15 protein-coding genes and 1 pseudogene are annotated in these 14307 nt (G+C 63.4%); 6 read left to right on the forward strand and 10 right to left on the reverse strand.

The genetic code is table 11. From position 1 onward, the window contains the following. The first annotated feature begins 1 nt into the window (after position 1). The 3 genes from secA to C4901_RS03470 are packed head-to-tail and all read left to right on the forward strand — an operon-like array spanning position 2 to position 4847. Complete coding sequence (gene secA / locus C4901_RS03460; RefSeq protein ID WP_110136151.1) at positions 2–2683, forward strand: preprotein translocase subunit SecA; 2682 nt, start codon at positions 2–4, stop codon at positions 2681–2683. A 9-nt stretch (positions 2684–2692) separates the two neighbouring features. Then, positions 2693–3910, forward strand: a complete 1218-nt coding sequence (argJ, locus tag C4901_RS03465; RefSeq protein ID WP_110136152.1) for a bifunctional glutamate N-acetyltransferase/amino-acid acetyltransferase ArgJ — start codon at positions 2693–2695, stop codon at positions 3908–3910. Continuing rightward, positions 3879–4847, forward strand: coding sequence for a Nudix family hydrolase (locus tag C4901_RS03470; RefSeq protein WP_168185521.1), 969 nt, complete (start codon positions 3879–3881; stop codon positions 4845–4847). The genes argJ and C4901_RS03470 overlap by 32 nt, the downstream gene beginning before the upstream one ends. 412 nt (positions 4848–5259) lie before the next feature. On the opposite strand, the gene C4901_RS03475 is transcribed toward C4901_RS03470, so the two are convergent. From C4901_RS03475 to C4901_RS17490, 7 genes are all read right to left on the reverse strand, one after another. Further along, positions 5260–5682, reverse strand: a complete 423-nt coding sequence (locus tag C4901_RS03475) for a hypothetical protein (RefSeq protein WP_110136154.1) — start codon at positions 5680–5682, stop codon at positions 5260–5262. Between the two features lie 155 nt (positions 5683–5837). After that, complete coding sequence (locus C4901_RS17485; protein WP_168185522.1) at positions 5838–5996, reverse strand: hypothetical protein; 159 nt, start codon at positions 5994–5996, stop codon at positions 5838–5840. Positions 5997–6274: 278 nt separating this feature from the next. Further along, positions 6275–6682, reverse strand: a complete 408-nt coding sequence (locus C4901_RS03485) for an ISAs1 family transposase (protein WP_168185523.1) — start codon at positions 6680–6682, stop codon at positions 6275–6277. A gap of 155 nt (positions 6683–6837) precedes the next feature. Then, entirely contained in the window at positions 6838–7197 is a 360-nt protein-coding gene (locus C4901_RS19095) for a transposase family protein (RefSeq protein WP_370445960.1), read from the reverse strand. Positions 7198–7282: 85 nt separating this feature from the next. Further along, positions 7283–7879: a Druantia anti-phage system protein DruA gene (locus C4901_RS18400; protein WP_110136158.1), complete on the reverse strand. Its 597-nt coding sequence runs from the start codon at positions 7877–7879 to the stop codon at positions 7283–7285. Between the two features lie 214 nt (positions 7880–8093). Next, positions 8094–8453: a hypothetical protein gene (locus tag C4901_RS03500; protein ID WP_110136159.1), complete on the reverse strand. Its 360-nt coding sequence runs from the start codon at positions 8451–8453 to the stop codon at positions 8094–8096. After that, positions 8405–8662 carry a hypothetical protein gene (locus C4901_RS17490; protein WP_168185524.1) on the reverse strand — a complete coding sequence of 86 codons (258 nt, stop codon included), beginning with the start codon at positions 8660–8662 and terminating at the stop codon, positions 8405–8407. The genes C4901_RS03500 and C4901_RS17490 overlap by 49 nt, the downstream gene beginning before the upstream one ends. A 713-nt stretch (positions 8663–9375) precedes the next feature. Between C4901_RS17490 and ltrA the strand changes: the two genes are divergently transcribed. Continuing rightward, on the forward strand, positions 9376–10758 hold the full coding sequence (gene ltrA, locus C4901_RS03505) for a group II intron reverse transcriptase/maturase (RefSeq protein ID WP_205735957.1): 1383 nt from the start codon (positions 9376–9378) through the stop codon (positions 10756–10758). A gap of 219 nt (positions 10759–10977) precedes the next feature. On the opposite strand, the gene C4901_RS03510 is transcribed toward ltrA, so the two are convergent. Then, positions 10978–12336 carry a Fic family protein gene (locus C4901_RS03510; RefSeq protein ID WP_110136161.1) on the reverse strand — a complete coding sequence of 453 codons (1359 nt, stop codon included), beginning with the start codon at positions 12334–12336 and terminating at the stop codon, positions 10978–10980. 268 nt (positions 12337–12604) lie between these two features. Here C4901_RS03510 and C4901_RS17495 point away from each other — a divergent pair, with 268 nt between their 5' ends. Together C4901_RS17495 and C4901_RS03520 are read left to right on the forward strand one after the other, a co-directional pair. Continuing rightward, positions 12605–12811 carry a hypothetical protein gene (locus C4901_RS17495; RefSeq protein ID WP_168185525.1) on the forward strand — a complete coding sequence of 69 codons (207 nt, stop codon included), beginning with the start codon at positions 12605–12607 and terminating at the stop codon, positions 12809–12811. Positions 12812–12907: 96 nt separating this feature from the next. Continuing rightward, positions 12908–13240: a hypothetical protein gene (locus C4901_RS03520; RefSeq protein ID WP_168185526.1), complete on the forward strand. Its 333-nt coding sequence runs from the start codon at positions 12908–12910 to the stop codon at positions 13238–13240. A 275-nt stretch (positions 13241–13515) separates the two neighbouring features. On the opposite strand, the gene C4901_RS18405 is transcribed toward C4901_RS03520, so the two are convergent. Together C4901_RS18405 and C4901_RS19100 are read right to left on the reverse strand one after the other, a co-directional pair. Beyond that, positions 13516–13995, reverse strand: a complete 480-nt coding sequence (locus C4901_RS18405; protein ID WP_370445961.1) for a GNAT family N-acetyltransferase — start codon at positions 13993–13995, stop codon at positions 13516–13518. A 42-nt stretch (positions 13996–14037) separates the two neighbouring features. Beyond that, positions 14038–14205, reverse strand: a pseudogene (locus C4901_RS19100) (DNA-binding protein); the annotation flags it as partial. Positions 14206–14307: the final 102 nt, after the last annotated feature.

Raw genomic sequence — 14307 nt, forward strand, 5'->3', positions numbered from 1 at the left:
TATGGCCGCCAACGTTCTGAGTAGATTTTTCGGTAGCCGCAATGATCGCGTAGTGCGGCGCATGCGCCAGAAGGTGGCGGCGATCAACGGCCTCGAGTCCCGCTATGCGGCCTTGTCGGACGACGAGCTGCGCGGCCAGACGGCGACGTTCCGGCAACGCCTGGAAAACGGCGAGCCCTTGGAGGCGCTGCTCCCCGAGGCCTTTGCGGTCGTGCGCGAAGGCTCGCGCCGGGTCCTCGGTATGCGTCACTTCGACGTGCAGCTGATAGGCGGGATGGTCTTGCACGAAGGCAAGATCGCCGAGATGCGCACCGGTGAAGGCAAGACCCTGGTGGCCACGCTCGCCGCCTATCTGAATGCGCTGCCGGGTTCGGGCGTGCACGTGGTGACGGTGAATGATTACCTCGCCTCCCGCGATGCCGAGTGGATGGGGCGTCTCTATCGCTTCCTGGGCCTTTCGGTCGGGACCATCGTGTCAACGCTCGATGGACCGGCGCGTCGCGAGGCCTATAACGCCGACATCACCTACGGAACGAACAACGAGTTCGGTTTCGATTACCTGCGCGACAACATGGCCTTCAGCGCCGATGAGCGCGTGCAGCGCCGCCTGCATTACGCGGTCGTAGACGAGGTCGACTCCATTCTCATAGACGAGGCCCGTACGCCGCTCATCATATCCGGCCCCACCGAGGAGAATACCGATCTCTATGTCAAGATCGACGCCATCGTCCCGCGGTTGAAGAGGCAGGAGGCCGAGGATGCGCCCGGAGATTACACGGTCGACGAGAAGGCCAAGCAGGTCTACATGACGGAGGAGGGGCACGAGACCGCCGAGCGCCTGTTGGCCGCGGCCGGCCTGCTTGCGGAGGGTGAAGGCCTTTACGATCTGGGGAATATGGGCCTTTTGCATCATCTGAATGCCGCCTTGCGGGCGCATGCCATCTATCACCGCGAGGTCGATTATATCGTGACCGACGGCCAGATCGTGATCGTCGATGAATTCACCGGGCGCATGATGCCGGGGCGGCGCTGGTCGGATGGCCTCCACCAGGCGGTCGAGGCCAAGGAGCGGGTCGAGATTCAGAACGAAAACCAGACGCTGGCCTCGATCACCTTCCAGAATTATTTCCGGCTCTACGACAAATTGGCCGGCATGACCGGTACGGCGGATACCGAGGCCTTCGAATTTCAGGAGATCTACAACCTCGAGGTGACGGTGATACCGACGCACCGGCCGGCGATCCGCAAGGACCATGGCGACCAGGTCTATCGGACCACCGCCGAAAAGCATGTGGCGATCGTCGCCGATGTCGGGGAGGCCCACAAGAAGGGGCAGCCGGTGCTGGTCGGCACGGCCTCCATAGAGAGCTCGGAGAGTCTTTCGGCGCTCCTGAAGAAGGCGAACATCCCCCATGAGGTGTTGAACGCCAAGCATCATGAGCGTGAGGCGCATATCATCGCTCAGGCGGGCCGCGAGGGTGCCGTGACGATTGCCACGAATATGGCCGGGCGCGGCACCGATATCGTGCTCGGAGGTAATCCCGACACGGCGCCGGGTGCCGATCCCGACGAGACCGCGCGCGAAGGGGTCCGCGCCGAGTGGCAGGCGCGGCATGATCGCGTGATCGCGGCCGGTGGTCTCAAGGTGATCGGCACCGAGCGCCACGAGTCGCGGCGAATCGACAATCAGTTGCGTGGGCGTTCCGGCCGTCAGGGCGACCCGGGCGAGACCCGCTTTTATCTCTCGCTGGAAGACAATCTGATGCGCATCTTCGGGTCGGATCGGGTGGCCGGGCTCATGGAAAAGCTCGGCATGGAAGCGGGCGATGCCATCGAGCATCCGTGGGTGACGAAGGCCATCGAGAACGCGCAACGCAAGGTGGAGGCGCACAACTTCGATATCCGCAAGCAATTGCTGGAATACGACGATGTCGCGAATGATCAGCGCAAGGTGATATACGAGCAACGCAACAAACTGCTCGTGGCCGAGGATGTCAGCGCGAGCGTCTCGGCCATCCACCGTGATGTCGTCGATGCCTTCATAAGCGAACATGTGCCGCCGGGCAGCTTCGAGGAGCAATGGGATATCGATGGGCTGAAGGCGACGCTCGACCGCGAGCTGCGCCTGGATCTTCCAGTCGATCAGTGGCTCAAGGAAGACGCCAGCCTCGACGAGGACGGCCTGCGCGCGCGCATCCAGAAGGAGGCCGAAGAGCGCTATCGGGAGAAGACCGGACAGATCGGTGAGGAAACCATGCGCCATCTGGAGAAGGCCATCATGCTCCAGGTCCTCGATCTGCAATGGAAGGATCATCTCGCGGCCATGGATCATCTCCGCCAGGGCATACAGCTGCGCGGCTACGCTCAAAAGAGCCCGCAGCAGGAGTACAAGCGCGAGGCCTTCGAGCTGTTTTCGCATATGCTAGACCGCATCAAGCGCGAGGTGATTACCACCATCGTCCAGGTCGAGATCCAGGACGATAGCGATATCGACCTGATCGATGAGCAGCGGCGCCAGCAGGGGGTCACGTTCTACGACCATCCGAGCCTCGATGCCGCTCAGGCGGATATGGATACCATGGTGCAGACCGTGGTGCGCGCGGGACCCAAGGTGGGCCGCAACGACCCGTGCCCATGCGGGTCGGGGAAGAAATACAAACAGTGTCACGGGCGCCTCGTCTAAGGAGCGATTATGGCTGTGGGAGTCAAGGCTATGCCGCCGCTTGGTGCCATTGCCGGCGTGCGGCTCGGTACCGTGGCCGCCGGGATCCGCAAGGCGGCCCGGCAAGACCTCGTTGTCATTCAATGTGATTCCGGGACCACTGCCGCGGCGGTCTTTACCCAGAGCCATTTCGCGGCCGCGCCGGTGCTGATCGCCAAGGCCCATTGGCAACAGACCGAACCGCGCGCCCTCATCATCAACACCGGCTACGCCAATGCCGCGACCGGCGAGCCGGGTCTCGCGGATGCACGCGCCTGCTGCCAGGCCCTGGCGCAGGCGCTCGGCTGCCGGCCGGACGAGGTCCTGCCGTTCTCGACGGGGGTCATAGGCGAGCGCCTGCCGGCCTCCGCGGTGATCGCCGGTATCCCGCCGGCCGTGGGCGCGGCCTCCGAGGACGGATGGATGGATGCGGCGCATGGCATCATGACGACCGACACCGTGCCCAAGGGCGCGACGTGCGAGATGGTCCTGGAAGGCAAACCCGTACGGATCACCGGTATCGCCAAGGGGTCGGGCATGATCCACCCCAATATGGCGACCATGCTCTCGTTCGTGGCGACCGACATCGGGGCTGAGCGCCCCATTCTGCAAGCGGCGCTCGCACAGGCCGTGAAGACCACCTTCAATGCCATCTCCGTGGATGGAGATACCTCGACAAACGATGCCTTGGTGGTGCTTGCCACGGGCCGGTCGGGCGTGCGCCTGACGGCCACCGAGGGGCCGGCGTTTACCCGGTTTTGCGAGGCCTTGGAGCAGGTCTGTGCCGAGCTTGCGCAGGCCATCGTCCGCGACGGCGAGGGCGCGACCAAGTTCGTGCGCGTGGAGGTTTCCGGCGCCCGGTCCGATGGTGAGGCGCGCATCGTGGCCGACACCATCGCCACCTCGCCGCTCGTGAAGACCGCTTTGTTCGCAAGTGATCCCAACTGGGGCCGTATCCTCATGGCCGTGGGGCGCGCGCCCATCGCCCTCGACGACCCGGATCGCGTGACCGTGAGCCTAAACGGTGTGCGGGTATTCCGTCACGGCATGGTCGATCCGGATTATCGCGAAGAGGCCGGCCAAAAGGCCTTGGCGGCCGCGGATATCACAGTCGGTGTCGATCTCGGCCAGGGCCATGGGCGGGCGGTCATGCATACCTGCGATTTTTCCTACGACTATGTCCGTATCAACGGGTCCTACCGGACCTGAGCGCGTCGTCGCCGCCATCATCCGGGATGGCGGCGGACGGGTGCTGGTGGCGCGCCGGCCCGAAGGCAAGGCGGGTGCGGGGCTCTGGGAATTTCCCGGTGGAAAGGTCGATCCGGGCGAGTCGCAGAGCGAGGCCCTGAGGCGCGAGCTCCATGAGGAGCTCGATATCGCGGTCGGGGCCTGCACGTTTCTGCCGCATTATCGCGCGGCCACGCCGCCTGGGATCGATCTCGCGTTCTGGCGGGTGGACGCCTACGAGGGTGTGGCACGGGGGCGCGAGGGCCAGGAGATCCGCTGGTGCCCGCCGGACACGCTGCCGGATCTGCCGTTTTTGCCCGCGGATCGTCCGATTCTCGCACGCCTGCGCCTGCCATCCCTCTATCTCATCAGCGATGTCGACCAGCTCGGCGAGGCCTTGTTCGAGGAGCGGCTCGCGCAAGCCGCGGCCCGCGATGCCCTGCTGTTGCAGTTACGCGAGCCCTGGCCGGCCTCGCGCCTGCGCGCCTATGCCCAGCATCTGCGGGCGCTTCTCGCCCCCTACGGTGGACGGTGTATCGTCAATGGCGATCCGGATGAACTCGTGGGTTGTGCCGACGGCGTCCATCTGTCGGCCGCGTGCCTGGCGCGTATCGATGCCCGGCCGGCGGCGACGCTCGTCGGGGCCTCCTGCCATGATGCCGTGGAACTGCGGCGCGCGGCCGCCATGGGCTGCGATTTCGCGGTGCTTTCGCCCGTGAAGCCGACGCCGAGCCATCCGGATGCGGCCCCGCTTGGCTGGGCGCGCTTCCAGGAGCTGGCCGCCGAGGTCCTGCTGCCGGTCTATGCCCTGGGGGGCATGACCACCGCGGATCGGGTGTCGGCCGAGACCCATCTCGCTCAGGGGGTGGCGTTGCGTAGCGGAATCTTCGGCAAAGACAGCGGTTTGCCCATACCCTGACTCGCGACGTGCTGGGTTCGCGGAATGAGGGCGGCATCCGAGGGTGGTCTCCGTGCGTCCAGCAATTCTCAATGTGAAGCGACAGCGCCTGGATCACCCGGTGACGATGCAAGAATGCGTCTGTCTGGACGCGCCTGTGCCGGATGTTGGGCGCCTTCTCGTCATGCGGGACGCCCCGGTGACGATGCAAGAATGCGTCTGTCTGGACGCGCCTGTGCCGGATGTTGGGCGCCTTCTCGTCATGCGGGACGCCACTCGGTGCCCATGATCAGCGCCACATTGAGAATTGCTGGCGTGCGTCAGAAGCATATAGCCATTTCTGACATTCTTTAATCTCAAGTTGCCCCGAACGAAAGACGTGTTCCTTAGGCCTTTCAAGGCATTGTGAAAGAATCCCTGTTCCGCGTCCTGCCTACACGGGGAGGGCGTCGATGAGAGCCATGGCGCGCGCTTGCAGCGGATTGGGTTGCGTCGTCACGGAAAAGGTCGGCGCATCGGCTTCAGCGGAGGTGCGGCAGGCATTGCCGGCCGCATGGCCGGTGTTGCGCACGATGGTGGCGAGCTCCGCAAGAAGTGTGGGGAAGCTGTGGATCGGGGTGCCATCCTCGTGGCGCCGGCGCGCGACCTTCGCCTTCGCCGCGGCGGAGCGTTCGGCCGGCGCCACCGGGTCCCGGGTGGCCTTGGCCGCTTGATCCTCATCAGCGAAGAGCAGCTCGCGCCAGGCCTCCTTCAGGTGCCACTCGACATAATAGGCCAACATGCAGAGGAAGATATGGGCCCGTACCCGATCGCACGGTCCCGTCAAAGTCACGCGCTCACGCAGCGCCTCGATCACTGAACGCCTGAGGCGAGCGCAGTCGATGGGGTGGGCGGCCCGAAACGGCGGGGGGACCGCTTTTTGGGGAGAGTTTCTCCCAAAAAGGCGAGAACGAGGCGAACGCCTGCGGCGGGGGAACCCCGCGCGGGCCTTGTCTTCTGGTTTTAGGGGCTTTACAGACGCAGCATCGCCAAGACCTGATCGGCCTGCGCGGCCAGGCCCCGCAGTGCCGCCTTGATGTTCGCGACGTGGAACAGGCGCAGGAGGCTGATAGTGAAGTTCCGCAGGCAGGCGAGGGTGTGGGGGGGGTGTGTCCGGTCCGCGCCCGGCAACGGTCCTCGTCATAGGCCATGTCGCGTACGTGGTGCAGACGGTTCTCGATGCCCCAATGGCCCCGGTTCTGGGCCAGCAGTTGTGCGGGGCTCGCTTCAGTGCGGCTTTGGCTGCCAATCAGATAGACCCGCTCGAGGGTCGTCTTGTTTTCTGACGTGGAAGATCTCGCGCTCCACGCAGGCCACCTGGGCCGCATAGGGAAACGTCACATACCCATTGAGCTTATCGCTCACCCAGATACGTCGGGTCTCCACGCGCCCATGGGCCTTATCCGTCGTCACGTGCTGGGGGGAAAGGCCTCCCGATGGAGGCCTTCGATGTCGGCTTTGAGCGTAGGCTGATTGTCTTTAACAGTGAAGAGGTAGTGCGCCTGCTTGTCCTCGACCACATAACGGGCGGTCTCTGTTTGGGTATGCAGGGCGTCCGCGGTCACCACCCGACCCGCCAAGGTCAAGGGGTCGAGCAAGGGCTTTACCGCCTTCTGCTCACTCGCCTTGTCGGCCACCTCCACTTGATTGAAGACCACATGGCTCGTGTGCCCGAACGCAGCGACCAGTTGCCGTGCATGACCCCCATCCTGCGATCCCCGTAAGGTTTTGCCATCGAGTGCCACCGGTTCCCACCTCCACTTGATTGAAGACCACATGGCTCGTGTGCCCGAACGCAGCGACCAGTTGCCGTGCATGACCCCCATCCTGCGATCCCCGTAAGGTTTTGCCATCGAGTGCCACCGGTTCATCGGCTACGCCCTGCGTGTGCAGCCAATCCCCGAGCTTCTCCTCCAGGGCCGCGATATCGATCGTCTGCAACAGGCGGCGAATGGTGGGCTCGGACGGGGGTTCATAGCGGCCATCGGTCGGCTACGCCCTGCGTGTGCAGCCAATCCCCGAGCTTCTCCTCCAGGGCCGCGATATCGATCGTCTGCAACAGGCGGCGAATGGTGGGCTCGGACGGGGGTTCATAGCGGCCATCGGCGGTCCTACGGCACCGCAACCGACGCAGCATCGCAGGCGGGAGGCGTTTGACCCATTCGCCGATGGCCGTCGGTCCCTGCGCCCCGCTGATCACGGCACAGAGGATGATGGCGATGAGCGAGCGCTGGCTGTGGCGCAGCCCGCGCCTCGCACGGGGGTCTTCCAAGGACCCCAGACGCGCAAAGAGTGCGGCTGCGTCCACGTCGGTCAGGGTCATGGTCTTCATCTCCTGGCGGGGTAGGTCTGGGTGCGGGCGTGGCGATGAGAGGATCAGCCGGGCCTTTTTATGGAGGGGGTACACCCAGATCCGCTTAGGGGCCCCATGGGCGACATAGGTATCGTTGGATTTGGCAAAGCCGCGCGTGGGCCCGAGTTCGATCCAGTTGGCCGCCCGGTAGCAGGTGCCGGCAAAGCGCGCCGGATCGATGAAGGTCCAGGCCAAGCAGAAGGCCGTGGCCGTGGACCGCCTGCCAATCCGCCGAGAGACGCGCGAGATTCTGGCCCAGAATCCGCGAGGCGAGGTTCCGCACCTGTACGCCCGGCAGGATCAGGAAGCGGGCGTTGTTGGCGATCAATCCGATGCGCTGCCACTGCAAGGCCTTCGCCCAACCGATCCAGGCATCGCGCGGGGCGCACTTCAAGGCCGCCGACGCCCAGCCTACGAGCGCCAGCCGCTGGCCATCCGCCTCCGCCCCCACACGGAGGGGGTTGTCCACCCCCACACGGAGGGGGTTGTCCACCCCCACACGGAGGGGGTTGTCCACCCCCACACGGAGGGGGTTGTCCACCCCGTAGCGCAGACTGCGCCCCACGAGCGCGGCAAGCCCCAGGTAATGGTGGGCGCGCATCAAGCGGTCCCACTCGGCGCGTTCGCCCGGACGGATCAGGCGCACGCGCACGTGCGACACATGGACGGATCAGGCGCACGCGCACGTGCGACACATCCACCCCCCCATCTTGGCCCGGATCGTTCATGCCCTCCGTTATAGCAGAGGCGAGCCCCAAAAGCCAGCGGATTCGGATGCCCTCTGCCTCATCAAGGACTTGGGGGGGTGAATGACGGGGCCCTGACCCGATCGCTCAAACGGTGATGGATGGGACGAACTTTGAGGTCTACGGTCTTCATTGACCAGCCATGCCCCACACAGAGGGGGTTGTCCACGGCCGGCAATGCCGAAAGGCGCGTTCGACCTGAGACAAGGATTTGTAATGGCGCACGCAGCAGGCCGCATCCAACCGCTCGGATGGGACCGAGGTGCGGATGATATAGGGCCCATCGAGCGCCGCCTCGGCGGCGATGGCGTCGTCCTTACGGACAAAGGTGAGGCTTGTGTCGGTGATCGTGAGGGTGAAGTGCTTGGCCATCTTATAGCGATTTACGATGCGCCCGACCGCCACGCCGATCTTGTCCTGCCCCTTCAGACGGCCGGCTTCTATGCGGGCCTGGATCGTGCGTAGCACCTCCTCGGTGGCACGGAGCACTCCTCGCGCTTATGGCGCCTGAGCTTCGCAAGCTCGGGATTGCGGCAGGCCACGAGCCGCTCCCCGGGATAGTCGGGGTGGGTGATCTCGGCCAGATTCCGTTCATCGACCGGCCATAGGCCACGATGTCTACAATGTGCGGCCGGCAATGAGAGGTCGGGCTGGATGGTCTTGTCCTCCACCAGGGCGCGTATGGAGGCGCTCTTCAAGGCCGTGATCCAGTCGATGCCGCCGATCGTCGGGTCGTGGTCATGCGTTCCTCCTCCATCACTGTGATGGGCGGGAAGCGTAACGGGGTCAGGGGAACCGCGGCAGGGTGGGGTTTATGGAGCGCTTAGTACGCCAGGCCAAGCTGGCACTGAATAGCGGGTGCAAGTCCCGCACGGAGTAAGGGTGAGCCGCCCACTCCGGCCCCAAGCTATGCGCGGTCCTGGGTAACCAGGGTGGAGCGCTTAGTACGCCAGGCCAAGCTGGCACTGAATAGCGGGTGCAAGTCCCGCACGGAGTAAGGGTGAGCCGCCCACTCCGGCCCCAAGCTATGCGCGGTCCTGGGTAACCAGGGACGTGAAGTGTTAGTCGGGGAGTCCGTAGGCGAGGTATTGAGCCACGAAATACATCAACTCGGGGTGCCGACGCTGTTAAGCGAAGCGGAAGGCCACGGTGGGACCCAGCGACAAGGCGAGTCGGATCCCACACCCCGCGGGGTCGGAGACCCTCAGCATGCGGAGACGTTCAGTGTACGGAACCTGGGAGGCCCCCGTCGGCCTCGGGGCGAAGAGTTTGTGGTCGCACAGAGCGACACGGGAACCCCGGTGGGGATACGCCGTGTCGGACGGTGGGGGAGTCGGACAAGGTCGTAGTACCGAGGAAACCTATGAACAAGACAGCGAAACCTGAGGCGGAATGGGTGGAGGGAAGGACCTTGACCAAGAGGAACAGCCAACACGATGCCGGTGCCCGGGCTCAGAACCGGAGTAGCACTACGTCACGTCTGCTGGCTGTGCGCAATGCGGCAAAAAGAGATAAGGCCCGACAGTTCACGAGCCTCATGCACCACCTGACCGTCGACCTGTTGGAGCAGAGCTTTCGGGTCCTGTCCCACCAAGCGGCGGCCGGGGCGGATGGGGTCACGTGGACGGAGTACGAAACACAGATAAGAGTCAACCTGGAACGGCTTCACCACAGGGTGCAAGACGGGACCTACCGCCCGCAACCGGCGCGGCGGGTCCTGATCCCCAAGGAAGACGGCAGCGAGCGACCGTTGAACATCCTCTGCCTGGAAGACAAGATCGTCCAGCAGGCGGTGGTGACGGTTCTCAATGCCATCTATGAAACCGACTTCCTGGGGTTCTCTTATGGGTTTCGTCCCGGTCGGGGCCCGCACGACGCGCTCGATGCCCTGATCGTAGGGATCGAACGTAAGCCGGTGAACTGGATATTGGACATGGACATTCGAAAATTCTTTGACACTGTCAAACACGGATGGCTGCTCCGATTCCTGCAACACCGTATCCAGGATAGGCGTCTCTTGCGCCTTCTGCGCCAGTGGTTGAAGGCCGGCGTGTTGGATGAACATGGCCACCGAGTCTTGGGCACGATCGGCACCCCGCAAGGGGCGGTCGTCTCGCCTCTCATGGCTAATGTTTATCTGCACTACGTCTTTGATCTCTGGGTGCAGCAATGGCGCAAGCGCCACGCCCGGGGAATGATCGTGGTGGTACGGTATGCCGATGATGTCGTCGTAGGGTTTCAAAACCCGGATGACGCCAGTCGCTTCCGGCGCGAGATGGAAGTCCGTTTTCAGGAATTCGGTCTGGCAGTCCACCCCGACAAGACCCGGCTGATCCGTTTCGGTCGGTTCGCCCATGAGCAGAACAGGAAGCGGGGCCTCGGCAAACCCGAGACCTTCAACTTCCTGGGCTTTACGCATATCTGCGGGGTGAGCCGTCAGGGACGGTTCTTGATTCACCGCAAAACACGCAGAGATCGCCTACAGGCAAAACTCAAGGCGCTAAGCCAAGAGCTGAAAAAGCGCCTGCACCACCCGATCCGCGCCACGGGCTTTTGGCTTCGCAGCGTCGTTCAAGGTCATCTGAATTATTATGGTGTCCCCTTGAATGGTGACGCACTGAGCCTCTTCTGCTACGAGGTACGGGCTCGCTGGTACCGGGCACTCTGTCGGCGCAGTCAACGCAAGCGACTGAATTGGGAACGTTTCGGGAAGATCGCCGATCACTGGATACCCAAAGCTACCATCGTGCATCCTTACCCTTATAAACGCTTTGACGCCAAATACTCAAGGTAGGAGCCGGATGCGTTAGCAGCGCCTGTCCGGATCTGTGCGGGGGGTGCCGAGTAATCGGCATCCCTACCGCGACCATCCTTACCCTTATAAACGCTTTGACGCCAAATACTCAAGGTAGGAGCCGGATGCGTTAGCAGCGCCTGTCCGGATCTGTGCGGGGGGTGCCGAGTAATCGGCATCCCTACCGCGACCTTTCGGGGGGCAAATGCAGGGACGGACTCACACCCGCCGCGGGCGCGACTGCCATTCGCTGAACTCGGATGGACGCAGTCCGTAACGCGCCAGCACGCCCTCGTGCAGCCGCCGGAGTTCCTCGATCACCAGGGCCCTGACGTTGTTCCGGTCGGCGCCGAGGCCGTGCCCCGACAGGCATTCCTCGATGACCTCGAGCGGCGCACGCTCGGGTTGCCGGACGACTTCGCGGACCGACCGCTTGATCACCTCGCGCCAGGCCAGCCGTAGCGGGTCGGGCTCGGCGAGATCCTGCTTGATGGCGAGATATTCCTGGGTCGAGCGCTCGTAGGCCCAGACATACAGGTCGCGCAGCAGTTCCACCCTTGTCATCTCGTAGACCCCGAGCACGGCACGGCTGTACGCCTGTTCTGGCACGTCGAGAAAGGTCAGCGGGCAGAGATTGGCGCGGATTAGCGGCAAGTTTGCCGCGAGCCGCGAGGTGCGTTTGTTGACGTCGGCGAAGGGTTGCAGATAAGGCAAGTGGACCATGACGAAAAAGGACTGTTCGAAGGGGTCCTCGATGTGGTTCGCCTTGTCCAGCAGGAGGTCGAGCAATTCTTCGATCTGGGCTGGCACGGCCAGCGGACGATAGACACTCTTGCCGATCTCCACCCCATGCTGTCGCAGGCGGCCCTCGTCGGCGGGATTGGGCAGGAGGTTTTCCGAAAGAGCACTGTGCAGGTTAAGCAGCGTGAACCGGTTGAATCCGGCCGTGTCGGCGTTTTCGACCAGGAGTTCGATGGCGGCCTTGTGGTTCAGGATCATCTGCGTTTCGAGGGCGGCCTTGCCCTGTGCGGCCCGGCCGTGCTCGATCAGCTCCCGGGTGTCGAGCCGGGTGTACGTATTGCCTTCCAGGTGGCTGGACGCCCAGGACAGATCGATCAAGAGGCGGTTCAGGACGGCGCGACCATAGGTCCCGGCCGGCAGCATCAATTGGCCGGTATCACCCATCTTGCGCAGCTGTCGCCGCAGCGGTTCCGGCAGATACCAAGTGCGGTTGGGTTGGTAGGCATCCAGAAAATCGCGCTGGTAGCCCACCGGCCTGCGTGCCGTGAGCGGCTGGTCGATATAGGCGAGGATGTCCCGACTGTTGACCGAAAGCGGGATGTGCTGGGGAAAAGCCTCCTCGCCCGTGGCCGAGGGTGTCAGAGGCGTAGGCGCAACTGCGTAGCGACGTGCCCGCCCTGCACCCAAGGGCTTGACACGGCCCTCCGCCACCAGTTCGTTGATCCAACGCTGGGCTGTCCGGCGCGCTAGCCCTGGATGCCGGCTCAGGATGGCGGCGATGGAGAGCCCCTCCGGGACGGATTGGATGCTTTTCAGCAGTTCTTCTGGAGTGGCCATGGGGTGTGTGGCGCGATTCGCTGGTTGCGTGGCGCAATTATGGCGCAGAAAACGAAATCGCGCCAGCCTGGATGGCGCAATTCAATAAAGGCGCGAAGTTACGAGGGCACGCCGGCACATCCAAAAACACAAGCATTGACACCCATTCCTGAGGCGTGCGGCGTGTCCCCCTCATCTTCCATGCCCATGCGGCGAATGGTGCCTTCATCGCCGTATTTTATGCGGTGAATAACTTGCCAATGCGGAGAATACCGCCCATAATCTCCGCATGAACAGCGGCGATTACAAGTACATCCGGCAGGCCGGAGACTGGCCGAACTGGCGCAGGGAAGTCTGCCAGGAATGGATGGGCACAGCCGTGCACCAACTCTACCGGGTAATCGCACTGAAACTGCGCCAGCGCCCCCTCATGGTGGTCGATGCCGATGTTGCGTCGTGCCGGGGGCTTGCGCTTCATGATCGCCTCGCCGCCTAAGTGGGTCTCGATATAGGTGTCATGGGGTGGCATCAAGGCGATGATCGCCTGGCACAATCCGGATGTGGCCGTGTCCTTCCGGTAAGCATGCAGGAAATGGTTTTTCGTCCCTGCTGGTGGAATCTTTTTGTGCGGCTCGCCAATCCCCACAAGCATCGCGAAGCGATTACCAGTCGACCGCTCTTACTCCACGGGGTAGCCACGAAGACTCAACACGGCGGCCAGACGACGCTCACGATTACCAGGCAACATGCGAAACAGGCGACGATTCAAGCGGTGTTGACCCGTCTGGCGGCCTTCTTGAGTATCCTGAAGTCGACTGCGGAGCAGTTGACCGACATCGAGCGCCTCGCCCTCATTTTGAAGCGCGCGTTCGCCAAATTCCTCCGAGGACGAACCTATCCGGCCGCCTTATTGGTGCCCGGATAGGGAGGGCTGGGAGCGGTCAACTGCCGTTTTAGGTTATATTGGTGGTGGGGCGGCAGCCTGCACCAAACCGCGTTGAAAAGACATGTTACCAGCGTTCCGGCAAGTTGATAGATCCTGCTGGCTGCTGCGAAAAGCGAGGGGTTGGCGCGCTGGGATCGGCAGATGGTCGAGCGATTCTTCGGGTGGACTGGTTACCGGAATGGCCTTTCAACCGCGTCTGCTTTCCGATGTGGGTTCGATTCCCGAACCGGAAATCGAACCCGCACCCGTCATGGCTAGACGTTGTCCAACCGTAGCATCAGCGTGAACGGCTCGGTCGGCGAGCCCTGGAAGCCGTAGTGCTCGTAGAACTGTTTGGCGCGATCGTGAATGGCATGCACGAGCAACGCCCGGACGCCGGCGTTCTGTGAGACCATCACCGCCCGTTGCACGGCATCCTGAAGCATGGCTCCGCCGAGTTTGTGCCCCTGAGCGCGGGTGTCGACGGCCAGCCGGGCCAGCACCAGGACCGGAACGGGGTCTTGCATGTTGCGGCGAACCGCGCCGGTAGCCAGATGGTGTGCGACCGCCCCCGCGGCCATCGCGTAGTACCCATGAACGTAGTCGTCCTGATCAACGACCATGAAGGTGCGGTTGGCACCGCTTTGCTGATTGGTCATCGCCCGACGTTTGAGCCATTCGTCGAGTACTGGTTCTCCGCAGGAAAAGTCGAGGGCCTTGTGGCGCTCGGCGCCGATGCGCTCCTTGTACGCGATGACGTCCTGGTAGCGGACGCGGCGGTGGGTGCCGATCTTGTGGAACGGGATCTCGCCGCGTTCCAGCAGTTGAACCAGGATCGGTCCGGAGACATTGAGCACGTCGGCGGGTTCCTGCGTCGTGAGCTCGGCATGGATCGGGATGATGGTGACCGCGTTGTCCTCGCCGATCTCGGTCAGGACGTCCGCGAGCAGCCTTAGCGCCGACACCGGGACCTGAACCGGATGGACCGCCCTGGTCGTCGACGATGTCGATCTGCTGCGTCTCGGCGTGGGTCAGTAGGTAAGAGGACAGGGACCGGCCGCTCTCCC

This window comes from Acidiferrobacter sp. SPIII_3, from assembly GCF_003184265.1.
GTDB lineage: Bacteria > Pseudomonadota > Gammaproteobacteria > Acidiferrobacterales > Acidiferrobacteraceae > Acidiferrobacter.

Bases quoted from the DNA above. Each gene is read 5' to 3' on its own strand.
- secA (WP_110136151.1), top strand. From the start codon at position 2: ATGGCCGCCAACGTTCTGAGTAGATTTTTCGGTAGCCGCAATGATCGC.
- argJ (WP_110136152.1), top strand. From the start codon at position 2,693: ATGGCTGTGGGAGTCAAGGCTATGCCGCCGCTTGGTGCCATTGCCGGC.
- C4901_RS03470 (WP_168185521.1), top strand. From the start codon at position 3,879: ATGTCCGTATCAACGGGTCCTACCGGACCTGAGCGCGTCGTCGCCGCC.
- C4901_RS03485 (WP_168185523.1), bottom strand. From the start codon at position 6,682: ATGCACGGCAACTGGTCGCTGCGTTCGGGCACACGAGCCATGTGGTCT.
- C4901_RS19095 (WP_370445960.1), bottom strand. From the start codon at position 7,197: ATGAAGACCATGACCCTGACCGACGTGGACGCAGCCGCACTCTTTGCG.
- C4901_RS03510 (WP_110136161.1), bottom strand. From the start codon at position 12,336: ATGGCCACTCCAGAAGAACTGCTGAAAAGCATCCAATCCGTCCCGGAG.
- C4901_RS17495 (WP_168185525.1), top strand. From the start codon at position 12,605: ATGAACAGCGGCGATTACAAGTACATCCGGCAGGCCGGAGACTGGCCG.
- C4901_RS03520 (WP_168185526.1), top strand. From the start codon at position 12,908: ATGGTTTTTCGTCCCTGCTGGTGGAATCTTTTTGTGCGGCTCGCCAAT.